25 protein-coding genes and 1 pseudogene are annotated in these 24989 nt (G+C 63.8%); 6 read left to right on the top strand and 20 right to left on the bottom strand.

The features are described from left to right. Positions 1 to 14: 14 nt before the first annotated feature. Entirely contained in the window at positions 15 to 437 is a 423-nt protein-coding gene (locus tag J2J99_RS29095; protein WP_168301971.1) for a tautomerase family protein, read from the bottom strand. 116 nt (positions 438 to 553) lie between these two features. Between J2J99_RS29095 and J2J99_RS29100 the strand changes: the two genes are divergently transcribed. From J2J99_RS29100 to J2J99_RS29110, 3 genes and pseudogenes are all read left to right on the top strand, one after another. Beyond that, on the top strand, positions 554 to 1153 hold the full coding sequence (locus J2J99_RS29100; RefSeq protein WP_168301970.1) for a TetR/AcrR family transcriptional regulator: 600 nt from the start codon (positions 554 to 556) through the stop codon (positions 1151 to 1153). 347 nt (positions 1154 to 1500) lie between these two features. Next, a pseudogene (locus J2J99_RS29105) lies at positions 1501 to 1718 on the top strand (cupin domain-containing protein); the annotation flags it as partial. A gap of 399 nt (positions 1719 to 2117) precedes the next feature. Beyond that, positions 2118 to 2522, top strand: a complete 405-nt coding sequence (locus J2J99_RS29110; RefSeq protein WP_168301969.1) for a helix-turn-helix domain-containing protein — start codon at positions 2118 to 2120, stop codon at positions 2520 to 2522. Between the two features lie 41 nt (positions 2523 to 2563). Here J2J99_RS29110 and J2J99_RS29115 read toward each other — a convergent pair whose 3' ends face one another. The 12 genes from J2J99_RS29115 to J2J99_RS29170 form a co-directional block, all read right to left on the bottom strand. Further along, the gene (locus J2J99_RS29115) at positions 2564 to 2830 is read right to left on the bottom strand and encodes a hypothetical protein (protein WP_088674978.1); all 267 of its coding nucleotides are present in this window, start codon (positions 2828 to 2830) and stop codon (positions 2564 to 2566) included. A gap of 65 nt (positions 2831 to 2895) precedes the next feature. Next, complete coding sequence (locus tag J2J99_RS29120; RefSeq protein ID WP_168301968.1) at positions 2896 to 3639, bottom strand: TfuA-like protein; 744 nt, start codon at positions 3637 to 3639, stop codon at positions 2896 to 2898. Then, positions 3636 to 4901: a YcaO-like family protein gene (locus tag J2J99_RS29125; RefSeq protein ID WP_168301967.1), complete on the bottom strand. Its 1266-nt coding sequence runs from the start codon at positions 4899 to 4901 to the stop codon at positions 3636 to 3638. Before J2J99_RS29125 ends, J2J99_RS29120 begins: the two co-directional genes overlap by 4 nt. A 259-nt stretch (positions 4902 to 5160) precedes the next feature. Further along, complete coding sequence (locus J2J99_RS29130; protein WP_168301966.1) at positions 5161 to 7113, bottom strand: BTAD domain-containing putative transcriptional regulator; 1953 nt, start codon at positions 7111 to 7113, stop codon at positions 5161 to 5163. A 247-nt stretch (positions 7114 to 7360) separates the two neighbouring features. Next, positions 7361 to 8284, bottom strand: a complete 924-nt coding sequence (nadC, locus tag J2J99_RS29135; RefSeq protein WP_205919258.1) for a carboxylating nicotinate-nucleotide diphosphorylase — start codon at positions 8282 to 8284, stop codon at positions 7361 to 7363. After that, positions 8262 to 9803, bottom strand: a complete 1542-nt coding sequence (locus tag J2J99_RS29140; RefSeq protein ID WP_168301964.1) for an L-aspartate oxidase — start codon at positions 9801 to 9803, stop codon at positions 8262 to 8264. Before J2J99_RS29140 ends, nadC begins: the two co-directional genes overlap by 23 nt. After that, the gene (gene nadA / locus J2J99_RS29145; RefSeq protein WP_207600994.1) at positions 9800 to 10771 is read right to left on the bottom strand and encodes a quinolinate synthase NadA; all 972 of its coding nucleotides are present in this window, start codon (positions 10769 to 10771) and stop codon (positions 9800 to 9802) included. Before nadA ends, J2J99_RS29140 begins: the two co-directional genes overlap by 4 nt. Before the next feature lie 68 nt (positions 10772 to 10839). Further along, positions 10840 to 11778 carry an NUDIX hydrolase gene (locus J2J99_RS29150; RefSeq protein ID WP_205919305.1) on the bottom strand — a complete coding sequence of 313 codons (939 nt, stop codon included), beginning with the start codon at positions 11776 to 11778 and terminating at the stop codon, positions 10840 to 10842. 57 nt (positions 11779 to 11835) lie between these two features. After that, positions 11836 to 12648 (bottom strand): 3-methyl-2-oxobutanoate hydroxymethyltransferase, encoded by an 813-nt coding sequence (locus tag J2J99_RS29155; protein WP_168302203.1) that lies wholly within the window; start codon positions 12646 to 12648, stop codon positions 11836 to 11838. Between the two features lie 42 nt (positions 12649 to 12690). Further along, entirely contained in the window at positions 12691 to 13917 is a 1227-nt protein-coding gene (locus tag J2J99_RS29160) for an NAD(P)/FAD-dependent oxidoreductase (protein WP_168302204.1), read from the bottom strand. Positions 13918 to 13928: 11 nt separating this feature from the next. Then, entirely contained in the window at positions 13929 to 14243 is a 315-nt protein-coding gene (locus J2J99_RS29165; protein ID WP_064826287.1) for a MocE family 2Fe-2S type ferredoxin, read from the bottom strand. A gap of 22 nt (positions 14244 to 14265) precedes the next feature. Then, positions 14266 to 15354, bottom strand: coding sequence for a fatty acid desaturase family protein (locus tag J2J99_RS29170; protein ID WP_168302205.1), 1089 nt, complete (start codon positions 15352 to 15354; stop codon positions 14266 to 14268). A gap of 130 nt (positions 15355 to 15484) precedes the next feature. On the opposite strand from J2J99_RS29170, the gene J2J99_RS29175 reads away from it, so the two are divergent. Together J2J99_RS29175 and J2J99_RS29180 are read left to right on the top strand one after the other, a co-directional pair. Further along, the gene (locus J2J99_RS29175) at positions 15485 to 16513 is read left to right on the top strand and encodes a LacI family DNA-binding transcriptional regulator (RefSeq protein ID WP_168302218.1); all 1029 of its coding nucleotides are present in this window, start codon (positions 15485 to 15487) and stop codon (positions 16511 to 16513) included. A gap of 180 nt (positions 16514 to 16693) precedes the next feature. Then, positions 16694 to 17506: a TIM barrel protein gene (locus tag J2J99_RS29180; RefSeq protein ID WP_168302206.1), complete on the top strand. Its 813-nt coding sequence runs from the start codon at positions 16694 to 16696 to the stop codon at positions 17504 to 17506. A 220-nt stretch (positions 17507 to 17726) separates the two neighbouring features. Here J2J99_RS29180 and cobM read toward each other — a convergent pair whose 3' ends face one another. Both cobM and cbiE read right to left on the bottom strand, forming a co-directional pair. Continuing rightward, complete coding sequence (gene cobM / locus J2J99_RS29185; RefSeq protein WP_168302207.1) at positions 17727 to 18485, bottom strand: precorrin-4 C(11)-methyltransferase; 759 nt, start codon at positions 18483 to 18485, stop codon at positions 17727 to 17729. Positions 18486 to 18489: 4 nt separating this feature from the next. After that, positions 18490 to 19722 carry a precorrin-6y C5,15-methyltransferase (decarboxylating) subunit CbiE gene (cbiE, locus tag J2J99_RS29190; protein ID WP_168302208.1) on the bottom strand — a complete coding sequence of 411 codons (1233 nt, stop codon included), beginning with the start codon at positions 19720 to 19722 and terminating at the stop codon, positions 18490 to 18492. On the opposite strand from cbiE, the gene J2J99_RS29195 reads away from it, so the two are divergent. Further along, positions 19721 to 20491, top strand: coding sequence for a cobalt-precorrin-6A reductase (locus J2J99_RS29195; RefSeq protein ID WP_168302209.1), 771 nt, complete (start codon positions 19721 to 19723; stop codon positions 20489 to 20491). The genes cbiE and J2J99_RS29195 overlap by 2 nt on opposite strands. On the opposite strand, the gene J2J99_RS29200 is transcribed toward J2J99_RS29195, so the two are convergent. The 5 genes from J2J99_RS29200 to cobF form a co-directional block, all read right to left on the bottom strand. Beyond that, on the bottom strand, positions 20455 to 21219 hold the full coding sequence (locus J2J99_RS29200; protein ID WP_168302210.1) for a precorrin-3B C(17)-methyltransferase: 765 nt from the start codon (positions 21217 to 21219) through the stop codon (positions 20455 to 20457). The two genes, J2J99_RS29195 and J2J99_RS29200, sit on opposite strands and share 37 nt — an antisense overlap. Then, positions 21216 to 21947, bottom strand: coding sequence for a precorrin-2 C(20)-methyltransferase (locus J2J99_RS29205; protein ID WP_168302211.1), 732 nt, complete (start codon positions 21945 to 21947; stop codon positions 21216 to 21218). The genes J2J99_RS29200 and J2J99_RS29205 overlap by 4 nt, the downstream gene beginning before the upstream one ends. Continuing rightward, entirely contained in the window at positions 21944 to 22576 is a 633-nt protein-coding gene (locus tag J2J99_RS29210) for a precorrin-8X methylmutase (protein WP_168302212.1), read from the bottom strand. Before J2J99_RS29210 ends, J2J99_RS29205 begins: the two co-directional genes overlap by 4 nt. A 2-nt stretch (positions 22577 to 22578) precedes the next feature. Continuing rightward, positions 22579 to 23961 (bottom strand): precorrin-3B synthase, encoded by a 1383-nt coding sequence (gene cobG / locus J2J99_RS29215; protein ID WP_168302213.1) that lies wholly within the window; start codon positions 23959 to 23961, stop codon positions 22579 to 22581. A gap of 71 nt (positions 23962 to 24032) precedes the next feature. Next, on the bottom strand, positions 24033 to 24797 hold the full coding sequence (gene cobF / locus J2J99_RS29220; RefSeq protein ID WP_168302214.1) for a precorrin-6A synthase (deacetylating): 765 nt from the start codon (positions 24795 to 24797) through the stop codon (positions 24033 to 24035). Positions 24798 to 24989 lie beyond the last annotated feature (192 nt).

Below are 24989 nucleotides of genomic sequence, written 5' to 3' on the forward strand. Positions count from 1 at the left end.
AATGTCCACCGTGGTTACGCAGCCGACCCGGTGATGGCGCCTATAAGGTCGTTATTGTCGTAGCTGCGGCCAGCAATCCCCCAAGCTCCGTCAGGGGCATAGACGATGTTCGACCAAATATGTTCGCGTCGGAGCCGCCCGCCTGCGGCTCGTTCGACCACATCGGTTGCTTTCTCGATAAAGGTCCGCTTGGCTTCCGGCGTCGCCAGTGCGATCTCTGGCAGTTTCAGTTCGACGAACGCCGCTTCTGCTGGTTTCCCGGCCACGAGAACGTGCTCTTTGGGAAGGACGTGTATCGAGCCGACAACATTCGAAGTCATGAACGCATTTCCCTCGAGGCCGGAGACCTCAAGGACGGCCTCCGTCAGCCCCGCAAAGGTCTCCGCCTGCGCGGCAGGCGATAGCAGGCCTTCCGGTATGGTTAAGGTGATGGGCATGGTCTCTCCTTGTTTTGGACATGTCCGGGTGCGATATGTACCGAACGCTCTCTATTTATAGAGAGTGAAAACTCTCTAAGCAAGGCAAAAAGAGTGACTGCTCTTTATGAGGTTACATGCGCTACACCGCTGAACATAAGAAGCGTACCCAGGCGAAAGTCATCGCCGCTGCCGGGCAGATATTTCGTAAGGAAGGATATGGCGGCGCGGGCATCGACGCGCTGACAAAAGCGGCAGGAGTGACGAACGGTGCCTTCTACGGGCACTTTCGATCCAAGAGCGAGGCCTTCCGAATTGCCGTCCTTACCGGGCTGGAAGAATTGCGGCTGGGAATATCGGCCCTTAAGGCCGAACACCAACAGGGCTGGTTGAAAAGCTTCGTCACCTATTATTTGGGATACAAGCGGACATGCGATCTCGGTGAAAGTTGCGCGTTGCCAAGCTTGTCGGCCGACGTCATGCGCACCGACAACGAAACCCGCGATGCCTATACCGAAGAATTGCAGCGGCTCATCGCGGAAATCGCCGCTGGCCTGCCGGAAGGTGCGCCAGGTGATCGTGAAGGCCCTTCGCGGGAAGATCGGGCCATTCTATTGCTCGCCCTGCTTACCGGGGGTGTCACTCTCGCCCGGGCTGTATCGGATCCTGCTCTATCCGAGAAAATCGCCGGGCTTGTGACGACGGAAGCGCTACGCCGGGGGAGACCGGAAGCGTAAGGCAGCATTCCTATCAATTGGCGATTCGCCAAGCGGCCAACCGGGTCAGGAGCTTAACGTGTCATTACGTCCCCCAGCCGGAACAAACCCCTTCTGCCTCTACTCCGGTAGACCTACGGCCCGCAGCGCGTCCCCAAGGCATTTCGCCAGCGCCGGTGCGCGGTCGACGCCGGCGAACTGGCGGCCGAAACGAAACGTCGGATACAGCTCGAGGACCCGCGCGGCAGCCGCCCTCGGTTCCTCCAGCCGGCCGAGTTTGGCGAGCGCGGCGGCCAATTGCACATGCGTGACGCTGTGTGCGGGATTGGCTTGAACAGACCGGCAGGCAGCGCGACAGGCTTCATCATGGCAAATGCGTCTGGCACGTCGGCGGGAAGACGATCCGCGCGACGCCGGGCACCTTTCTGTCCACCAAAGTCAGCGACAAGCCGGCGCGCGTGCTGATGACTGTTTCTCCACCTGAGCACGAACATTACTTCGAAGAGCTTGGCAGCTCGCTGCCCGCGGGGCTCCGGATCTGATGGCGCTTGCCGACCTTAGAGCCACTACGGCAACAGGATCGTAAACGCGATCGGCAGTTTTGCTGGCGCAGCGCCCGCCATCGCCTGCTGCGGCGGCGTTACTGTCAGATCGCATCGGTTTAAACATATTAATTCAAAATATTACAGCGGCTCTTGTGCAGCCTGTCAGAGCCCACGGCACTCTAATTCCGCGAACATGACGGTCGCCATCTATGATAGTTCTCCCGCCCGCGGGTGATGCTCATCCCAAAATCAGGTGATGTATCATCTAAAAGTACTACTTTGGCATGCTTTTTGCTCCTGATAATATGAAGCAAGGTGATGTTTCGGTTTGGGACGACTTAAATCCGGGCGATTGCTAGCTTTGTGTAACTCAGGTAAAAGTTGTCAGACACGGATATGGCGAATAACCTCGTCTTCGTGTCCTCAGGAGGGAAAACAAAATGAAAGAAGAACCGCATGCAGTGGATGTTCATGTCGGGAAGACCATCCGCATACAGCGTCTGCTGCGCAAAGTTTCGCAGACCGAATTGGGCGATCGCGTCGGCGTCACATTCCAACAGATCCAAAAATACGAAAAAGGCTCCAACCGCGTTTCCGCCAGCATGCTGGTTGAAATCGCCGGCGCGCTGAAGGTCGATGTCAGGACGTTCTTCGACGACCTGTCCACTCCTGATACGGCCAACGACAACCCCGCTCCCAGCGAGGAATTCGTTATTTCGCGCGAGGGCGTCCTTCTCAACGCCGCGTTCTTCTCGATCAAGAACGAAGCGCTTCGCAAGAAGATCCTGAAGCTCGTCCAGGCAATCGCCCACACCGAACAGATGGACAGTGAAGCGGCCGAATAGGCCGGTTCTCCCTCACGCGATCCCACCGGACCGCATGAAGGTCAATGGCGATCGATCAGGATCAGATTCTCGCTGGCGTCCTTCATTGCGATCTTGGCCTTGCTGCCGAGCAGTTTTTCGAGGTTGACGTCTAGCTCCCTGTCCGGATCTATGCCGTCCCAATCGATGACGACCTGCAGCAGCGCCATGTTCGTCAGGTGCATCAGGTTGCGCAGCTGAAGCTTTTCAGCCTCCTCCTTGGCTGCCGACAGCAGCCGGAAGATCCTTGCGTATTCACTGCCTGTACCTTCGGTATGTTGTTCAAACATTGTTCCCGCCCCTTTGGCCGTGAGGCCTCAGATTCCATCACCACTGCATCTTTTCGCCGTGACCGTTATACAAGCGTTACAGCAGTCGCATTGCGCGTGACTTCGGCGTGCAAAAGCTCCCAGTGAGAGGTCGCGGCAAAGTGCCAGTCACGGTTGACGGGCATGAATTCGTCCCTGCGCAGCCATTCCAGCACCAGCCGCGCGTCGTCCCGCTTGCGTTCGACCCGGTTCTTGCGCAGGGCGGCCAGCACAAGGTCGCGGCGCGGCTTGCGGAAATGGCATTCGTCCACCACCCTGGCATAGGTGCGCTCGGAGAAATGCAGGAAGCGACCGGAGAGCAGCAGTTTCTTGCGCTCACCCGACGAAATCTCTCCGCCGGCATGAAGGGCGTTGATCGTCGGCTCGAAATCGACCCAGGGCACCGAAAGCGGCAGCCAGCCGAGCGCCTGCGGCGCATGCACCAGCGCCACCGCCTCGTCGTCGAGCAGCCGCCCGGACTGGTAATCTTCGAAGATCGAGCCGAGCCCGACCATGCCGAAAGGAGCGCATTCGGCGGCCCGCAAGGCGCCCATGCTGGCGCCACCGGCAACGGCGACATCCTGTTCCAGCGCGTAGAGAATTTCCTTGTGCCAGACCGACGGCAGATCGCCGAAATAGCCGTCGACGAGGCCGATTGCGGTGGCGCCGTCCTCGACCGCTTTGAGAATGTCGCCGCAGGCGGCAGGCGGCCGGAAATCGATGCAGGGTGACATGTTTCTCGCTGCGGCAAGACCGCCACCAAGGCTCGGACCGACGAACAGAACCTTCATGATTGGGCCGCCCTCATGGTGTTGACGGCGCGCAGGCCGAGCTGGATGTACTGACCTGATATATCGACCTCGAGGCCCGGGACGATCACTCTGACGACGGAGACCGGCAGAGCCTGGTGGTGCGGGAACGGCACGACGACGATCTGCTCGACGCCGGTCGCCGTCAGACGGTCGGCAATATGGCCGATGGTCTCCTGGATGGTTGCGGGACGGCGATGGCGCGGCTGGAAGGCGCGCATTCGGCCGCCGCCCTCGCAGAGTTCGACCACCTGCTGCATCGCCGCACTCTTGTCGAGCCGCTGATAGATGCGCGGCGAGAAATCATCGCGGCTGCCGGCGATCGCCGTCAGCCGGCTCTGCGCCGCCTCGGTGATGGCGCGCAGCGCGGCACGCACCGGGTCGGGGTGGCAGCCGCAGCCGCCGCAGACATGAGCCCAGCGCGCATCAACGCGGTCGGACAGATTGCCCGGCATGATGACGGCCAGAAACGCGGGAACACCGATATCCGTGGTCATGTCGAGCAGCAGCAGCCGCATTCCGGCGCGCGAAATCCGGTCGGTCATGACATCGATGACCGCATCGCCGAAGGAGGCGGGGTCGATGCGGCTCTCTCTGAGGCGCTGCGGCGATTTCAGCTGGGTCAAGGCCCACGCGTCGCGCTCCACCAGCTCGCAAAGCCCGTGCAGGACGGCCTCGGACGGCGTGTTGCCGGAGGCGAGCCCGTCGCTCGACTGCTCGAAGCCCGACGGCCGCTCGCCGCGATGGTCGAGGCCGACGAGCCACCAGGGGACGAAGACGCTGCTGCCGGAGAGGATGTCGAGGCCGGAGCACCAGGGGATGGGGCCGTCGCCGATGTCATCGGGCGCGCAGCGCGCAACATTGTCGAGATCGATCATGGCGGCGCCTTCCGCCCGCAGGCTGTCGACGGTCGCCCGTGTCAGGTCGGCTGGCGCAATTTCCGCAATCCGCGTCTCGATCGCCTCCATCGCGGCCGATGCCATGGCTGCATCATTGTCGATGCCTTTGCCCTGGAAGACCGAAAGCGTATGGCTGTTCGGCCTCGTCGCGAAGGCGACGGGGATGTTCAGCACGTCGAGGGCGGTCAGCAGTCCGACGCGCGTAATGCCGAATTCGCGCAGATGCGGCCTGATGGCGGCCAATGTCTGCACCGGAGTGACCGCGCGGTCATGATAGTCGCTGACGCCGGCCGATGATCGTTCGAGGTCATCGGCGAGCGTTTCAAGGTCGGCGAAGGCGGGCATACCGATCTTGTCCCTATCGGAACCTCAGCGCATGCGTCAGGCTTTCAAGCGCGTTGGCGGAAACGTTTAGTTGGTCCTGCTTCAGGGCAGCTTTGGCGGCTGTGGAAAGGCGCAGGGACTGTGTCTGAGGGTTGGTTTCAGCGTTCGTCTGCATGTTCATCTCCAATTGGCTGGACAGCGCGTTGCTGCCGTTAACCATCGAAGAGGAACATTGTCCGCGTCATTTAAGCGTTACAGGCTTCGTTAAAAAGCCGTGCAACTAAGGCAGACCGGCCAATTGCAGGCCTTTTATCAACGGTTCCGTAAAGGCGGGATCGCGATCGGGGACGAAATGACGAATATCTTCACTGCGGAAATCGGGGAAGTTTTCGAGCACCACGCGGGCGTAATTACCCGCTTTCCCGCTTTCGCCTGCCATGGCATGGGAGGCGGCGAGCAGGCGAGCAGTCGCCTGTTTTGTCTTTACCGGCTCCAGCGCCTTGATTGCCTTTTCATATTCTTCGCGCATGAAGTGGATGCCGCCGAGGTTCCAGTAATAATAGTCCGGCGGCAACGGGTTGAGCTTGAAGGCCGCGCGGCTGAGCTCCAGTGCGCGATCGAAATCGCCGTCATGGGAAAGGGCATCGGCATAATCGGCGAGGATGTCGGCATCGTTGGGATTGAGATCCTGCGCCTGCTGGAAATATTCCAGGCTCTCGTCGAAACGGCGGCGATAGAGCGCCACGAAGCCGAGCTCGCGGAACGCCCGGCCGCTGTTCGGGTCGGACTGCTGGGCGAGCCGCGCGGCCCCGTTCGCCTCGTCGAGCAGGTCGGTGTCCTGCATGCCGCGGATCAGCCATTCCATACCGAGCGCGCGCGACATGCCGGCATGGGCGGCCGAGAAATGCTCATAACGATTGAGCGAGGATTTGAACCATTTGCGCGCCTGGCGCAGATGCTGCAGATCGGTCTGGGCGATCAGCCGCTTGCCTTCGAGATAGAGACGGTAGGCCGATGGCGGCGCGTCGCCGATCGGCATCGCCAGTTCGTGGCGCTCGATCGTGTCGGCAAGCGAGGAAACGATCCGCCGTGTCAGATGCGCAAAGGATTCACTGATCTTTTGCATGACCAGCGGCAGTTCTAATGCCCAGATCACCTCCGACGTCGTCGTCCGCGTCAGCCGGCAGGTCGCGTAGACATCCTCGTCGCGGCCCTGGATGGTGACGTAGACCGCGTAATCGAAGCTGAGGTCGAGCGGGCCGGGGACGGCGCGCGCCGGATCGACCGCGCGGCTGAGAATCTCGAGGCTCGTATGGGCTGCGATCACCTTGAAGCCGCGCTGCTGGCTGAGGCCGATGGTGACGTCTTCGAGAAGCGCCCGGCCGACGCGCTCCATCAGCGGATCGGTAAAAATACTTTCAGGCGGCAGGATGATGATCCGCGGCTCGCCGAGCGGACCGGCAAAGCCGCCGAGCGCGGAAGAAGGGCGCTCGACTGCAGCCTGTGCCGCCGAGGCCAGGCCGAGCTCACGGGCAAGCGCGGTGGTGCTTTCCTCCGGCTCGGTGTCGAAGTCGTCCCTCAGCTGGCTCTTGCACTTCAGATAGGCCTGACGGGCCGCGGCCGGATCGTTCATCCCGACATAGAGGCGCATCAAAGCGCGATAGGCGGTCTCGCTGGCGGGGTCGAGTTCCAGCAGCCGCCGGGCAAAGGCGACTTGCTCTTCGTCCGATCTGCCTTCAGCGCTCTCGACCAGACGGGTGAGATGGGCGGCGCGCAATTCGTCGACACGTTGGCGCTCGAAGGTCAGCCAGTCCTCGGCCCCCTGCGTCGGCGACTTTGCGCCTTCGAGCAGCTCGCCGTTCAGGATGCCGATGTCTTCCGCTGCGAGCGGCCCCTTCTGCTTCAGCAAATGAACGTCGACCTCCCAGCCATCGGCAAGCCCGATATGGGTTCGGGTCGCTGCCAGCAGCGGCGGGAGGCCGGCGGGAATGCTCTGCTCGATGCGCGCCAGGAGCTGGCGCAGGCTGCCTGCGCGCTTTTCCGGCAGCTCCGATTGCCAGAGCTGACGTCTGACGGTCTCGCGGTCGAGTTCGCGATCGGCTTCGGCGGCGAGCATGGCGAGGAGAAAATAAGACTTCTCCGGCAAGGAGAGTTCCTTCCCCGCTGCCAGCAGTCGCGGCCTTCCGAGCAGGCAGAGCCTGTTCGTCGGCATCTGTCCGGATGTCCGTAGCATCCCGCTCCTCACCCCTGAAAGCCAAGCGCGCATGCGCACCCGCGGCCCGGTACATGTTAGAGCTATATGCGGCCCGCGCATAGCGGCATTGCCATCGAAAAACGAATTTTTCGTCGAATATTTGTATTTTTTCGCGTCGGCGGACAGGAAATGCTTGCCAACACTTTGCAGGCGACGCGAATTGCCTTCCGTTATTTCAGCCGGGCGAGCCTCGATGGCGGGCAATTCAGCAAGCACAGCCGAGGGTTCACAGCGCTGATGCGACCCGTTTGGCGCGAGTTTCCGCTGCGGTTGCGGCCTCGACGAAATCGAGGCCGATATCCAGCACCGGCGCGCTGTGCGTCAGCCAGCCGACGGAAATCAGGTCGACACCCGAGGCCGCGATTGCCGCGGCCGTTGCCGGCGTCACCCTGCCGGATGCCTCCGTGATGGCCCGGCCGGCGACGATGGCGACCGCCTCGCGCAGCTGATCCGGCGTCATATTGTCGAGCAGGACGGCATCGACGCCTGTTTCCATCGCTTCATGCAACTGATCGAGCCTGTCCACTTCGACCTCGACCTTGACCAGATGGCCAACGCCGGCCCGGGCCCGGCGGATAGCCTCGGCAACGCCGCCGGCGATCGCCACGTGATTGTCCTTGATCAGCACTGCGTCATAAAGTGCGAAACGGTGGTTCATGCCGCCGCCGGCTCGCACCGCATATTTCTCCAGCGCCCTCAACCCCGGCGTCGTCTTGCGGGTGCAGGCGACAGAAGCTTTGCTGCCGCTGATGGCGGCGGCAATCTCGGCCGTCACCGTGGCGATGCCGGAGAGATGGCCGAGGAAATTCAGCGCGGTGCGCTCGGCGGTGAGCAGGCCGCGCGACGGTCCCTCGATGGCGGCGATCACATCGCCTGCTTTGACCGCATCGCCATCGTCGATGTGGCGTCGCATGGCGATCTCGGGATCGACGAGGGTGAAGGCGAGCTCCGCCGCGTCGAGACCGGCGATCACGCCCGGCTGACGGGCGGCCATCACCACTGTCGAGCGATGCTCCCGGGGGATGACCGCTGCCGAGGTGATATCGCCGGCAAGGCCGAGATCCTCGAGCAATGCCGCCCGCACCAGCGGCTCGACGATCAGGCGCGGAAGGGGAACGAGGCTCATTTCAGGCACTCCTGGCAAGGGCATAGGGCGGTGTTGCGCGGGCGATCTCCAGCGCCCGGGACAGGCGCATCCGCCGGCGCTGCGCATCGGCGAGCTTCAGCGGAAAATCGGTGCGGGCATGGGCGCCGCGCGATTCCAGCCGCAGACCGGCAAAGACCGCGATCAAAAGCGCGACGATGGCCGGATCGGCGGCAGGGCCGTCACTTTCGGCAAGCGGCAGCAGAGCGGCGGTCGCGTCCTGCACGGCACCCCCATTGCGCAGCACGCCGAGTTGGCGCGAGACGATCGGCCGGACAAGCGATGCGTCGGCCGGAGCCGGCAGCCTTTCGGATTGGCAGGGACTGCCGGTGCGTGCCGACATGCCCGCTATGTCGCGCGCCGCCCGCATGCCCATCACCGCCGCTTCGAGCAGCGAATTGCTGGCCAGCCGGTTTGCGCCGTGCAGGCCGGTCGATGCCGCCTCCCCGGCAACCCAGAGGCCGGCAACGGAGCTGCGGCCATTGGCATCGGTCGCGACGCCGCCCATGTGGTAGTGAACGGCCGGGCGCACCGGAACGAGCTCCTTCGCCGGATCGATGCCGGCCTCGCCGCAAAGCGCTGCGATGACGGGGAAGCGGGCTGCAAACCGGCTGCCGAGCGCGTCGCGGGCATCGAGGAAGACCCTGCCGCCGCGGCCGATCTCGGCGCTGATGGCGCGCGCTACCACATCGCGCGGCGCAAGCTCCGCGCCCGGGATGCGGGCCATGAACCGTTCGCCGCGTTCGTTGACGAGCAGGGCCCCCTCGCCACGCACCGCTTCGCTGACCAGTGCTAGGGGTCTACGGCGGGAATCGAGCGCCGTCGGATGGAACTGGACGAATTCCATGTCGGCAAGATCGGCACCTGCCCGTGCCGCGAGCGCAATCCCCTGGCCGAAATTGCCGATCGGATTGGTGGTCGCATCATAAAGGCCGCCGATACCGCCGGTGGCGAGCACCACCTTCGCGGTCGGCAGAATGGCGGGCCCATTCGCGGTCGCGCAGAGCAGGCCGGCGACCTCCTCGCCATCCATCAGAATCCGCCGCGCTTCGAAGCCTTCGAGTACTGATATGGCGGGCGTCTGCGCCACGGCTCGCACCAATGCGGCAATGATTGCCGCCCCCGAGCCGTCGCCTTCGGCATGGACGATGCGACGGCGGCTATGCGCCGCTTCCAATCCGAGCGAGAATTCTCCCGCCGCATTGCGGTCGAAACGCACGCCGGCCTGTTCCAGCGCGGCGATTGCTGCCGGTGCCTCGGCAATGATGCCGGCGGCGACGGTCCGGTCGCAGAGCCCGTCGCCGGCCGCAAGCGTATCGGAAAGATGCAGCCCCGCGCTGTCGTCGCCGCCGATGCTGGCGGCAATGCCGCCCTGCGCCCAGGCGCTTGAGGTTTGTGTGCCGAGGGCGGCGCGGGTGACGATGACGGAGGGTTCCGGCGCCAGCGTCAGTGCCGTCATCAACCCGGCCAGGCCGCTGCCGACGATGACGGTGCGCCCGGCAAGATGATCGAGACGTTCGCTCATATCGCCAGCATCCTTTCGACGGCGCGCCGCGCTGCTGCGGCGATTGCCGGATCGACCGTCACTTCATGGCGGTTCTCCTCAAGTGCGGCGCGGATATTGGCGAGCGTGATCCGCTTCATGTGCGGGCAAAGATTGCAGGGCCGAATGAACTCGACGTCCGGATGGTGCACGGCGACATTGTCGCTCATCGAGCATTCGGTCAGCAGCACGACCCGCGCCGGCTTCCGGCTGCCGACATAGTCCGACATCACGGCGGTGGAGCCGGCGAAATCGGCCTCGGCCACCACCTCGGGCGGGCATTCGGGATGGGCGAGCACCTTTACGCCGGGGTGGTTTTCGCGCAGCTGGCGGACATCGTCGGCGGTGAAAAGTTCGTGCACCTCGCAATGCCCATGCCAGGCGATGATCTCGACATCGGTTTCGCGGGCAACATTGCGCGCCAGATATTCGTCCGGGATCATCAGCACTTTCGGTACCCCGAGCGATTCCACCACCTGTTTGGCGTTGCCGGAGGTGCAGCAGATGTCGGAGGCGGCCTTCACCGCGGCCGAGGTATTGACATAGGTGACGACCGGCACGTCGGGATGGGCCTGGCGCAGCAGCGCGATATCCTCCGGCGTGATCGAATCCGCCAGCGAGCAGCCGGCGCCGAGATCCGGGATCAGCACGGTTTTCTCGGGATTCAGCAGCTTGGCGGTTTCGGCCATGAAGTGCACGCCGGCGAGCACGATCACGTCGGCATCGACCTCGATCGCCTTACGAGCGAGCGCCAGGCTGTCGCCGACGATATCGGCGACACCGTGGAAGATCTCCGGCGTCTGGTAATTATGCGCGAGAATGACGGCGTTGCGGCGGCGCTTTAGGTCGAGAATGGCGTCGACGTCGTTCTCGAACGCCATCCATTCGGCTTTGGGAATGACGCGGCTGACGCGCTCATAGAGCGAGGATGCGGAAACAGGATGATTCATGCCGGCTCCTAATTATGCTCCATCTGAGCATATCATGGACAAAGACATATTCTCATTCTGAGCATATGTCAATTGCGGGAGAGCGGTAATTTCGTTCCGGCCAGTGCCCGTTCCTCGAGCACGGTGTGGCGGAAGCGGAAAAGCTTGGCCGGCCGGCCGCCGGTTTCGCTTTCGGTACCGCCGGTTTCCTCGACCAGTTCCTGCTGCTCGATCAGCCGGCGGAAATTCTGCTTGTGCAAAGTCAGCCCGGCGAGCGCCTCGATGGCGCGCTGCAGTTGCAGAAGCGTAAAACTCTCCGGCATCAGCTCGAAGACGACGGGGCGATATTTGATCTTGGCGCGCAGCCGGGCGATGCCGGTCGCCAGGATCCGGCGGTGATCGGCAAACATCGCCCGGCCGAGATTGGCCTCGGCGGCGCATCCGGCCTCAGTGACGAGTCCCGCCTCGTAAAGCAGTTCGTAGCGCTGCAGCGCCAGATCCTCGTTCCAGCCGCCGCCGTCGAGGCCGAAGGTGAAATCCGCCCGGCGATGGCGATGGTCGCGCCTGGCCGGATCGGCATCGGCCCAGGCCTTCAGGCGCGCCATGATCTCATCGAGCACGACCGGGCGGCCCTGCCGGTGGTCTTCCCAGGGGAAATATTCGTACCAGCCGTGCCAGCCCGGCCGGCCGGCGCCCGACTGCTCGTTGACAAGGCCGAGATAGCTGATGGAGATCGTCCGCCCGCCGGGGATGTCGTTGTTCCGGTCGCGGTCGGCGAAAGTATAGAGCTGTTCGAGATAGCCGACGGGGTGCTCCGTCTGCTCCTGCACCCATTCCCGCAGGCCCGATTGCAGGGTGCGATGGCCCATTTCGAACGGGCCGGACGGCAGAGCATTGCCGGAACGGATGGTCATCACACGCGGCTCGTCCCCCGTCACCGCGACGAGCACCGCAATCAATTCCGCATGCGCAAAGCCGATCGTCACAGGGGATCGAATACTCCGTTCTCGTTGGGTCGAACGGATCATTCCTGACACAGGGCGGGACGGAAGCCAACGGCAGGTTCCCCCTTCTCCCCAGCGCCCTCAACTATTCCCCGTCTCACTTCTCAACTGCTGCAGGAAAACCTTCAGTTCCGCCTCGTCGATACCAACGTTGTGGCGCTTTTCCGGATAGGCGCCGGTTTTGACATCCTCGGCGAATTCGCTGAAGGCGGCGATGCGTTCGCGCTGCAGCCGGTCGTGTTCGGCGGCGAAGTTGCGGTAGACCTTGGCGTGTCGGGGATAGTGGTCGCGATTGGCGCCGAGCACGTCGTCGGCGAAGAGATATTGGGCGTCGCAGCCGCTGCCGGCCCCCATGGAAATCATCAGCATCGAGGTGTTGCCGCTGATGGCGGCAGCGACATCGCCAGGCACGACTTCGATTTCGGCGGCGAAGGCGCCGGCCTCTTCCAGCGCTTTGGTCTGCCGCCAGATCTCGGCCGCACTGGCCGCCGTCTTGCCGACGGCGCGGAAACCGCCTGTCCAGGTCGCCTTGGACGGGATCAGCCCGAGATGGCCGCAGACGGGGATGCCCTCCTCGCGCATGCGCCGGATCGTCTGCAGGCTGGCGGCGCAATAGACCGCATCGCCGCCGGCTTTCAGCGCCGCAAAAGCGGCACGGAGATAGTCCTCGGCCGAGACGTGGTCGCCATATTCGAGGCCCGGAATGGCAAAGGGCGTCGGGGCGATCTCGCGAAAGACCGGGCCGAGCAGCGCGGGCGGCACGGAGACGATATCGATGCCCGCCTTTTCCGCCGCTTCCGCCTCCTCCAGCGAGGTGATGCGCAGCATGGTGAGCTGGCGCTTGCCCTTTTCCGCAAGCAGATCGGCGACGGTCGCGCGTCTATGTTTCTTCATCGTCAATTCCTCTGAAAATATCGGGTGAAAATATCGGGTGGCTCAGGCGGCCAGCAGGGATTTCAGTTTGATGTCGCTGGCTGCGAGCGCGGCCGGATCCGGATGGGCGCCGGCGGCGATCAGCATTTCGGCGAGGCGGATGTCGCGCGCCACTGCATTGCCGGGGCCGATGCCGCTGGCGGCGATCAATCGTCCGTCGGCATCGAGATGGAACAGGATGAAGGCGCCAGCCCCGAGGTCGCGGCGCTGATGCGTGGCGGCGCCTTCGGGAAGGCCTGCTATCTGCAGCGTCATGTCGTATTGATCCGACCAGAACCACGGCACGGATGAAACGGCTTCATCGCGGCCGAGCATGTTGGCCGCGGCCAATGTGCCCTGTTCCTGGGCGTTGCGCCAGGATTCGAGCCGCACCCGCCGGCCGCCATAGATCGACAGCGGGAAGGAGCAGCAGTCGCCGGCGGCAAAAACGTCAGACGCTGAGGTCTGGAGATATGTATCGACGGCAATGCCGTTTTCGATTGCGAGCCCGGCCTTTTCGGCGATCTCGACATTCGGCCGGGCGCCGATGCCGACCAGGGCGAGGTCGGCTTCGATGACCTCGCCGGTCGACAATCTGATCACGGCCTTTCCGCCTTCCTCGGTCAGCGCCTCGATCGAGACGCCGCAGCGGATCTCGACACCCTCAGCGCGGTGGCGTTCGGTGAGAAGATGGGCGATCTCCTCCGGCACGCCGCGCTTCAGCACCCGTTCCAACCCCTCGATCACGGTGACCTCGGCGCCGAGCAGGCGTGCGGTCGCGGCAAGTTCCAGCCCAATGAAACCGCCGCCGATGATGGCGATATGCCGCCCCGGTTTCATCACACCGCGCAGCGCCGCCGCATCGTGATGCGTCCTCAACGAACGGATATGCGGGCTATTCTCGGGCGCGCCGGGAAAGGATCGGGCGCTTGCCCCCGTCGCCAGCAGAAGCTTGTCATAGGAAAGCATCGTGCCGTCGGAAAGCGTGACGGTCCTGGATGTTGTGTCGAAATCCCCGGCTTCCACGCCGGTCCGCAGCCGGATGTTGCTTTCGGCGTATTTTTCCGCTGCGGCGATGAATTTCGGATCGCTGGTGTCGGCGATGCCGGCCTTTGAAAGCGGCGGCCGCTCATAGGGATGAAGGAGTTCGGCGCCGACCAGCGTTATGTCGCCGTCAAAACCCTTTTCCCGCAGCGCGAAGGCGGCGCGGGCACCGCATTCGCCCGCACCCAGTATGACGAAATGATCCACAACAACCTCCCTTACAACGAGATGAAGACGGTGTCGCCTTCGACCTTGACCGGATAGGTTTTGAGATTGACGCAGACCGGGGCGCCCTTGGCCTCGCCGGTCTTGTAGTCGAAGCGGCCGTTATGTTTCGGACATTCGATGATCTCATCCATGACGAGCCCATCGGCGAGGTGGATATGTTCGTGCGTGCAGAGCCCGTCGGTGGCGAAGAACTCGTCGTCGGGGCTGCGGTAGACCGCAAAGGTGCGCCCGCCATGATCGAAGCGGATGACATCCTCCTCATCAATCTCGTCCTTGCCGCAGACTTCGATCCAGTTTCCGCTCATCTTTGTCCTCCTCGATTTTCGATTATTGCGCCGCCGGCGCCAGTTCGTTGTGGAATTCCTCGCGATAGGGCCGCGCGGTCGCCGGCAGTTCGCGCCTCAGGAAATAATCCTCGTTGCGCAGTTGGCGCAGGAAGGCCGGGATCATCTCGCGATAGCCCGACCAGATCGACGGGTTCGGCGCCGGGAGGTCGTGCTTGATCATTGCATGCAGCTTCGGCAGCGCGTGGTAGGGCACCATCGGGAACATGTGATGTTCGACGTGGTAGTTCATGTTCCAGTAGATGAAGCGGCTGATCGGGTTCATATAGACCGTGCGGCTGTTCAGCCGATGGTCGATCACATTGTCGGCAAGCCCACCGTGCTGCAGCAGTCCCGTCAGCACATGGTGCCAGGCGCCGTAGAGCCGCGGCAGGCCGATCAGCATCAGTGGCAGGATCGAACCCATGGCGATCGCGGCGGCGATCGTGGCGACATAGATCGCCAGCCAGATGCGGGCGATGCGGATTGCCTTCGGCTGCTCCATCTCCGGAATGAAGGTCCTTTCCGCCGCGCCGATAAAGCCGGCGGCATTGCGCAGCATGTCGATCATCGCGTGCCAGACATCGAGGATGCCGAAGAAATTGAGGACCAGCCGCAAGAGATCCGGCGGCCGCATGACGGCGATCTCGGGATCGCGGCCGACGATGACGGTATCGGTGTGGTGGCGTGTGTGGCTCCAGCGCCAGGTCACCGGATTGCGCATGATCATGAAACAGGCGATCTGATAGACGGCATCGTTCATCCAGCGCGTCTTGAAGGCGGTGCCGTGGCCGCATTCGTGCCAGCGGCTGTCGGAGGCCGAGCCATAGAGCACGCCATAGGCGAGGAAGAAGGGCACGGCGATCCACGAGCCCCAGAAATAGATGCCGAGCCCGGCAAGGACCAACATGCTGCCGAGCCAGATGACCGTGTCACGGATTGCCGGCGCGTCCGAGCGTTGCATCAGCGCCTTCATCTCGCTGCGCGGAATATCGGTGTGGTACCATTGCGCTGCCGCCAGTCCCGTCTCGACGGCGGTGCGGCCGCTTTCGCCGAGCAGGTTGTAGTCACGCTTCTTGGTCTCGGTCGCCATTATCCGCCTCCCTGATGCTGTTGCCGGGAGAATAGGTTGACTTCGGAGGAGGCTCAATGCAGGCTTGAGGTAATCTATCAAAAGCCATCACGAACGGCTCGCATCCATGAGCGAATCCATCAGGAACACCATGCGCCGCCCCACCATCTCCGACCTTGCCCGCGCCGCCGGGGTCAGTGTCGCCACCGTCGACCGGGTTCTCAACGCCCGCCACCGCGTGCGGGAGGAAACAGCGCGGCGGGTCTATGATGCGGCGCAGGAGATCGGCTATCATGCCGTCGGCCTCATCCGGCAGCGCGTCTTCGAGGATCTACCGCAATACAGGCTCGCTTTCCTGCTACAGAAGCCGACGCAGGCTTTTTACCAGAGCTTCGCCCGTGAGATCGAGGCGGCGGCGCGCGCCGTCACCACAGCCCGCCTTCAGATCCAGATCGAATACCCCTCCTCGGCGACCCCCGCCGCCATCGTCGAAAAGATCAAGCTGCTAGGCGCCCGCAACCAGGCTGTCGCCGTCGTCGGCCCGGACTATCCGGCTGTGACGACGGCGGTGGAGGAGTTGAAGGACCGCGGCATTCCCGTGTTCTCGCTGCTTTCCGATCTCGCCACGGGCGTGCGTGACGCCTATGTCGGCGTCAACAACCGCAAAGCCGGGCGCACAGCCGCCTGGACGATCGCGCGAACGGCGAAGAAGCCCGGCAAGGTCGCCTGTTTCGTCGGCAGCCATCGTTTCCACGGCCATGAACTGCGGGAAATCGGCTTCCGCTCCTATTTCCGCGAGAATGCGCCGGAGTTCGATGTCGTCGATACGCTGATCAATCTGGAGACCGCCGAAATCACCCATGAGGCGACGCTGACGCTGCTGCAGAAACATCCCGATCTCGTCGGTCTCTATGTCTGCGGCGGCGGCATGGAGGGGGCGATTTCCGCCTTCCGGGAAGAGAATGTCGACGGCCGGATCGTGCTTGTCGTCAACGAGCTGACGCCGGAGAGCAAAGCGGGTCTTGCCGACGATATCGTCACTATGGTGGTCGCCACTCCGCTGCCGGCTCTCTGCAAGGAGCTTTTATCGCTGATGCTCGGTGCGATCGAGAACGGTGAGGCCGCGGTTCCCGGCCAATCCTTCCTGCCTTTTGATATCTATATCTCCGAGAATATCTGAGGCCAGAGAACATCCGGGAAATGATGGAATTCTATCATTCCGGCTGACATTCTTTCAGCGATGAGGGGCCGGCGCTTGCGATGACGGATGGATTGCCCTCTGAATTCCGATAGAGATTCGCTCACCCATTCACGAGGAACCGCTCCGCTGATGTCGCGGAGACGAGGAGGAGATACCGTCATGACTTCGATCCGCTTTGCGCTCAACCATATGGCCGCGCCGTCGCTCGCTATCGATGATTTCTTCGCGCTGGCAAAGTCGCTCGGCATTGATTCTGTCGAGATCCGCAACGATCTTTCCGGCAATGCCATTCTCGACGGCACCAAACCCGAAGCGATCAGAGAGGCCGCCGCCCGCCACGGGCTGACGATCATTTCGATCAACGCCCTGCAGCGCTTCAACGAATGGAATGAAACCCGGGCTCGGGAAGCGCAGGAATTGATCGATTATGCGAGCGCCTGCGGCGCCAAGGCGCTGGTCCTCGTTCCGAAGAACGACGGCACCGGCTGTGCCGACGGCGAACGGCAGGCCAATCTGCGCCAGTCTCTGACAGCGCTGAAGCCGATGCTGGAGAAAGCCGGCATCACAGGCCTCGTCGAGCCACTTGGTTTCGAGATTTGCTCGCTGCGTTCGAAGACCGAGGCGGCCGAGGCGATCAAGGAACTCGGCGCGCAATCGACCTTCAGGCTCGTCCACGACACTTTCCACCATCACCTTGCCGGCGAAGCCGCGACCTTCCCGGAACTCTCCGGCCTCGTGCATATCTCGGGCGTCAGCGACTCTGCCGTTTCCGTCGCCGATATGCGCGATTCCCATCGTGTGCTCGTCGGCGCCGACGACCGGCTCGACAATGCCGGGCAGATCAAGGCGCTGCTGCAGGCGGGCTATACCGGCCCGTTCTCCTTCGAGCCCTTTGCAGCCGAGGTGCATGCGGTCAAGAACCCGGCCGGCGTACTTCGGACCAGCATGGAGTATTTGACCGCACGGGTCTGAAACAAAATCTCCTCCGTCATGCTCGGCCTTGTGCCGAGCATCTGCCCACTGCAATTGCTTGACAGAAAAACTTTTGTTTTCAGATGCCTAATTGGAGGTGCGCAGATCCTCGGCACAAGGCCAAGGATGACGTCGCGGGTTTGTCGCTGCCCGTGGCGAGCAAGATCGCCTGTTGTTGATCTCCGAGAGGCCGCGCCACCAGCGCGGCCTATCTTCGACCTTATTCCCTGCCCCTGAACCGGCGCTGATAGGCCGGATCATAGAGCGAACTTTCGCGGAAATCTTCTGCTGCAAGCGACGGGCCGACGAAGATGATCGCGGTGCGTTCGATCGGTTCGGCCGCAACCTTTGCCTCGATATCGGCAAGCGTGCCGGAGAGGACGCGCTCGTCCGGCCAGGAGGCCTTGACGACGATGGCGACCGGGCAGTCGGCGCCGTAAAGCGGCGTCAATTCTTCCACCACCTGCTTCAGCGCGTGGATCGCCAGATGGATGGCCAGCGTGGCGCCGGTGGCACCGAATTTCGCCAGCGTCTCGTCGTTCGGCATCGGTGAGGCGCGGCCGGAAACGCGGGTCAGCACCAGACTCTGCGCCACGGCGGGGATCGTCAGTTCGCGCCCAAGCGTCGATGCTGCGGCGGCAAAGGCCGGAACGCCCGGCGTCATCGTATAGTCGATGCCGTGTTTTTGCAGCCGGCGTACCTGTTCGGCCACCGCACTCCAGACCGAGAGATCGCCGGAATGCAGCCGGGCGACATCCTGGCCGGCCGCGGCAGCGCTGAGATATTCCGCCTCGATCTCGTCGAGCGACATCGGCGCCGTGTCGACGATACGCGCATCCGCCGGGCAGTATTGCAGCAATTCCGGCGAGACGATCGAGCCGGCATAGAGGCAGACCGGGCATTGGCCGATGAGATCGCGGCCGCGCACCGTGATCAGATCCGCTGCCCCCGGCCCCGCGCCGATGAAATGCACCTTCATGCCGTTATCCTTTCGTCCAGCGCCACTGCGTTACTGGCATCGCCGGCCGCCAGCCGTTCATGCCGCCCACAGGGCCCGCGCGCGATATTTCGATCCGTGTCAGCGTGCCGCCGTGTTTGGCGTGTTCGGAGAGCAGCACGGCTTCCATCTCCAGCGTCACGGCGTTGGCGACCAGCCGCCCTCCCCGCTTCAGCGCGGCAATCGCGGCATCGATGACGCCGGGCTCGCTGCCGCCGCCGCCGAGGAAGATCGTGTCGGGTTGCGGCAAGCCCGCCAGGGCGGCGGGTGCTGCGCCTTCGACGACGGCAAGATGCGGCACGCCGAAGGCCGACGCGTTGCGGGCGACGCGTGCGGCCCGCTCCGGTGACTGCTCGATGGCGATCGCTTTCAGGCTGGGGTCGGCCAGCATCCATTCGATGCCGATCGATCCCGAGCCGGCGCCGATATCCCAGAGCAGTTGACCATGGCGCGGCGCGAGCGCCGACAGCGTCATCGCCCGGATTTCGCGTTTGGTGATCTGCCCGTCATGCTCGAATAGTTCGTCCTCCAGCCCCGCGCTGAAAGGCAGGATGCGAGCCCCCTCCCCTGCCGCGACATCGACGGCGCAGACATTCAGAGGATCGATGTCCGCGAGATCGAAATCCGCCGCCACAACCCGTCTTTGCCGTTCCCGGGCGCCGCCGAGCGCCTCGAGCACGGTAAGCTGCGACTGACCGAAGCCGGCGGCGGCAAGCAGGGCGGCCAGTTCGCCCGGCCCCTTCTCGTCCGAGGTCAAGGCGATGATGCGCCGCCCGGGATGCAGATGCGGCCGGATCAGGTCGATCGGTCTGCCATGCAGCGAAATCGTTGCGACATCCTGCAGCGGCCAGCCAAGGCGCGAGGCGGCAAGGCTGAAGGCCGAGGGCGCTGGAATGGTGCGCATCTCTGCCGCCGCCAGATGGCGGGAAAGCGTGGCGCCGACGCCGTAGAGAAACGGGTCGCCGGAGGCGAGCACGACGACGGGCGTGCCGCGCCTTTGAAGGACGGCATCGATCGAGCGCTCGAACGGACTCTGCCAGGAAAGCTTTTCGCCTGATATCAGCGACGCCGCGAGCGCGTGATGCCGCGCTCCGCCGAACACCGCAGGCGCGGTGGCGATCAGCCGCCTCGCCTCTTCGCCGAGCCCTGCTGGACCATCTTCGCCGATGCCGATAATAGTCAGCCAGCACGGGCCGTCGGCAGGAGAGACATCAGACATGGGAAGACCTCGCATTCTGATCCTCGGGGGCACCGGCGAAGCGCGGCTGCTCGCCGAAGCGCTCGCGGCACGGGGAGATGGCGATGTGCTTCTGTCTCTGGCCGGACGCACGGAGAAACCGGCCGCGCAGCCGGTTCCGGTTCGCATCGGTGGTTTTGGCGGTGCGGCGGCGCTTGCCGATTTCCTGAAGGCCGGCGGATATGATCTGCTGATCGACGCCACGCACCCCTTCGCCGAGCGCATTTCCGCCAATGCCGCCTTTGCGGCCGAGACCACCGCTATTGCTGCGATCGCTCTGCGCCGCCCCGAATGGCAGCGGCTGCCCGGCGATCGCTGGCGGGACGTACGAAGCATTCCGGCTGCCATCGCAGCGCTCGGCCCCTCCCCTCGCCATGTCTTTTTGGCGACTGGCCGGCAGGGCGCGCATCATGCGGAAGCGGCGCCGCAGCATCGCTATCTCATCCGCAGCGTCGAGCCCGTCGAACCGCCGCCGGCGCTTGATCATGTCGACTATTTGATTGATCGCGGCCCGTTCACGCTGGAAGGCGAAAGCGCTTTGCTGAAGCAGCACGCCATCGACGTTATCATTGCCAAGAACAGCGGCGGCGCCGTCACCTATGCGAAGATCGAGGCAGCCCGACTGCTCGGCATCGAGGTGATGATGGTCACGCGCGCTGAGGCGTCCGCGGTCAAGACGGTCGAAACGGTCGAGGCGGCACTGGCGGCGATCGATCACCTTCTCCCCTCCGCCATGAAACGCGGGGTATAGACGAGGTCCGGCCGGCCGGGCCGCGTGACGATCCGCGTTTCGGCCGAGCCGATGATGATGCAGGTCGCCATATCGGCGATCGAAGCATCGGCCTGGGATAGCGGCTGTACGGCGATACGTTCGTCAGGCCGTCCGGCCGCACGCCCGAAAATAACCGGCGTCGTTGCAGGCAGATGCTTCCGCAACAGCTTGAAGGCCTCGCCGAGTTGCCAGGGCCGGGCCTGGCTGATCGGATTATAAAGGGCGACAACGAACCCGGCCTTGGCCGCCAATTCAAGACGGTTTTCTATTACATTCCAGGGCTTTAGATTGTCGGAGAGCGATATGGCGCAAAAATCGTGGCCGAGCGGCGCTCCCGCCCTTGCCGCCACTGCCAGCATGGCGGTGACGCCGGGCAGGATGGTGAGATCGACGGCGCGCCAGGCGGCCGGTCCGTTCTCGATCGCCTCGCAGACGGCCGCAGCCATGGCGAAGACACCGGGATCGCCGCCGGAGACGACGCAGACCTGGGCACCATCCGCCGCCATCGAAAGTGCCGCCCCTGCCCTGTCGAGCTCCTCGCGGTTGTCCGAGACATGCCGCAGCTGATCATCTCGCAGTTGCAGCCTGTCGAGATAGGGTCCATACCCGAAGAAATCGGTCGCGGCCTCGACAGCAGCCAATGCCTCCGGCGTCATCTGCTCGGGATTGCCGGGACCGGTGCCGATCACGAAAAGCGCGCCGCTCATCGGCTACCCTCCCAGCCGGGAACCAGCACGAGCGAAAAATACGGCGCCTCGCCGTCAGCTCTGTCGGCAAGCTTTTCCATGGCCGCATTCGCCATGGTGCCGCGTTCGACATAGACGGCTTGCGCAAGCCGGCCGGAAGCTTCCAACGCCCGGCGGATCTTCGGCAGATTGCGGCCGACCTTCATGATGACGGCCGCTTGCGTATCGGTGAGGCGACGCGTCAGCTCCGTCTCGGCCATCGTACCGGGCAGTACGGATAGCACGTCGTCCCCTTGCACGATCGGCATGCCGGCTACGGACCAGCAGCCGGACATGGCGCTGATGCCGGGGATCACTTCCGTTGGGTAGCGCTGGGAAAGTCTGACATGCAGGTGCATATAGGAGCCGTAGAACAGCGGGTCGCCTTCGCTGAGCACGGCGACGGTCCGCCTGGCATCGAGATGGCCGGCGATTGCCGCCGCAGACCGGTCATAGAATTGGGTGATCAGGCTCTGGTACCGTTCGTCGTTCTTGTCGATCTCGGTCGTCACGGGATAATAGAGCGGCAGCAGCGTCACGCCGGATTTCAGCAGCGGCTCGACGATCGCCTTGCCGTTGCCGCCCCTGCCCTCTTTGGCGAAGTATGCAATGACGTCGGCGCCTTCGATGGCGCGGACGGCTTTGAGGGTCAGAAGCTCCGGGTCGCCGGGACCCGTGCCGACGCCGATCAGACGACCATGTTCCGTCATAGGCCCGGCCTCGCCAGTGCGTTGAGCGCTGCGGCCGTCATGGCGCTGCCGCCGAGCCGGCCGCGTACGATGGCAAAGGGGACGCCATAGGAATTCTCCGCCAGCGCATCCTTCGATTCCGCCGCGCCGACAAAACCAACCGGCATGCCGAGGATCGCTGCCGGCTTCGGCGCTCCGTCGCGCAGGAGCTCGAGCAGGTGGAACAGCGCGGTCGGCGCATTGCCGATCGCGACTACGCTTCCGCCGAGCCGCTCGAGCCACAGATGCATGGCGGCGGCCGAGCGCGTATTGCCGATCTCGCGCGCCAGCTCCGGTGTGGCGGGATCACGCAGCGTGCAGATCACCTCGTTCAGCGCCGGCAGCCGCGCCCGGGTGACACCGTGGGAGACCATTTCTGCGTCGCAGAAGATCGGCGCCCCGGCCTTCAGCGCCTCGCGCGCGGCACCGACGAAATCGACAGAAAAGACAAAATGCTCCGCCGCCTCGACCAGCCCGCAGGCATGGATCATGCGCACGGCGATGTCGGCTTGATCTTCGGTGAAGCGCGAAAGATCGGCCTCGGCGCGGATGATCGCAAAGGAACGCTCGTAGATCGCGTCGCCGCTGCGGATGTAATCGTAGTCTGGCATTTCTATCCCTGTCGCAGCGCCTTCGCAACGCCGGTTGCGCCAAGCCGTGTAAGGCAGGCGGCGGTCGATTCGCCAGCGCCTCTGTTGTCTTCGATGGAGCGGGCGAGCCTCTCTATAGCGAAATCGATCCGTCCGCCAGCGATCCGTTCGTCCGGTCGATCCATTGCCAACCCGTTGACGATGAGGTCGTAACCTTCAGCCGTGCCGGTCAGCGTCAGCGCCGGGCGCGCATGCGCGCAGCCCTTAGCACAGCCGGAGAGATGCAGCGTCAGCGAGCCGTCGAAGAGGCCGGGTGCTGCGGCGAGGATGCGGCGCGCCATCGGTCTTGTCTCGTAGAAGGCGGAGGCGCAGGCGCCGGCGCCGGCGCACGCGGCGATATGCTCGTCTTTCTCGCCGGCTTGTGCGCTGAAGCCATATCTGGCGGCCGCAGTCTCGATCGCCGGTACTCTCTCTGCCGGCAGGCCGAGGAAGAAGAAACCGCGACCCGGCGCCAGCCGGATGGCCGTTGCGCCAGTGGCGTCGGCAAGATCGAGCAGGGCGGTTAGGTCGGACGCTCTCGTCTGCCCGAATTGCAGCCGCACGCCGAGCACGGCTTTGCCGTCGGCCAGTCGATGCAGGCCCGATAGCGGGATCCTTGCCGGACAGGGCTGAATGGGCCGGATGGCCGCCATGGCGGGAAAGTGTGTTCGTAAAAGTGCGGGATCGATATCCCGCGCCCGACTGCCCTGCCCGAGCATTGCCAGCAGGCTCAGGATTTCGCCAACGGCCGAGACGGCTGCTCCCGCAGGACCGACCGCGAGCGGCGTTGCCGTCTCCCCGTCGCCATTGATGGCGACCAGCCATTGCGCCTGCGATAGAGCGATGACACGGATATCGGCGGAAAGCCCCGCCAAGCCGAATGCTCCACCGCCGTCAATGACGATCGATAGTTTCGGCGCGAGCCGCGGCGAGGCAGGCAGTTGCTGGAGCTTGCCGCGCAATGCCAGTTCCATTGCGGCCGGATCGCTCACCTCTTCCGGGTCGATGCCGTGCAGCGGCGAGATCTCGATTGCCGGTCCGTCCGGCACGGTGATGCCGGCGGCATCGACATCGGCGGCGAACTGTCCGACCGTCCCGGCCCGCAGCCCGCGGATCTGCAGATTGCCGCGCGCGGTGATCTCGAGAATGCCGTTTCCATGCGCCGCAGCCGAGCGGGCAAGTTCCGCGAGTTGCCGCAGCGTCAGCGCGCCGCCGGCCGGACGCAGCCGCACGAGCAACCCGTCGCCGGTCGGCATCGGTGCGGCAAGGGCGGGGCAGGCGCCGCGCGCGCGCCTCTTCGCTGCCGCGCGATCATGGCCGTTCGCCGCATCTCTCCTGTCGGTCGCCTTGGCGGTCTCATTGCCCATTCTTAATCCTCTGTCCGCTTCTTACATGATCGCGGCGGGCGCGGCAAAACATGCTGGAAACGGTCGGCCGGCTATTCCTCGAAATCCCGTCCCTTGCGTAGGAGATAGATGTCCATGATCCAGCCATGCCGTTGCCGGGCTGCGCTCCTGAGTGTCAGGATCTCGGCCGCGACATCGCCGAGCCGCCCTGATCGGACGATCTCATCTTCGGTGCCGAGATAGGCGCCCCAGAAAATCTCGGCATCGGGATCGTCGATTTTCGCAAAAGCCTGTTCGCCGTCGAGCATGACGACCGTCGTGGGCGCCTGGAGCCCCTCCCGCGCCAGCCGGCGCCCGGTGGTAATCTCGATCGGCTTGCCGACGAGATTGACCGGGATCTTGTGGCTGGCCGCCAGGGCCTGGATGCTGGTGATGCCGGGAACGACACTGTAATCGAAATCCCGATCGGCTTGCTGCCGCACCCGCTCGATGATGCGGATCGTGCTGTCGTAGAGACTGGGGTCGCCCCAGACGAGGAAGGCCCCGCTGGCATTCTCGGGGAGGCCCGTGATCAGCTCTCCATAGATATCGGCGATCTCCCCATGCCAGGCGTCGACGCTTTGTGCGTAACTTCTCTCGGCCGTCTGTCGCTGTGGGACTTCGAATTCTGAAATTCGGATGCCTGGCCGATTGATATATCGTTGGCAGATCTCTCGCCGGACGTCGGCAAGCTCGTCCTTGGCCGCGCCCTTGAGCGGCAGGAAGATCACGTCGGCGGCGTTCATCGCTTTGATTGCCTGTATGGTGACGTGCTCCGGGTTGCCCGTGCCGATGCCGATGATATGGATGTGCTTCACGCCGATCCTCCGATGATTCCTAGCGGTCTTGCCGAAAAAGCCGGGCCACCGCAAGGGCAGGGCAGGGAGTTGGCCGCGGCCAACTGGGCTAGCGATGTGGCCCTGGCTCCCATTGTTGCCGCAAATCCCGAATCGTGTCATTTTCGATACGCTTTTTGACGCTAAGTTGACAGAAAAGCGCATCGAAAAGGA

This window comes from Rhizobium binae (genome assembly GCF_017357225.1).
Taxonomy (GTDB): domain Bacteria; phylum Pseudomonadota; class Alphaproteobacteria; order Rhizobiales; family Rhizobiaceae; genus Rhizobium; species Rhizobium binae.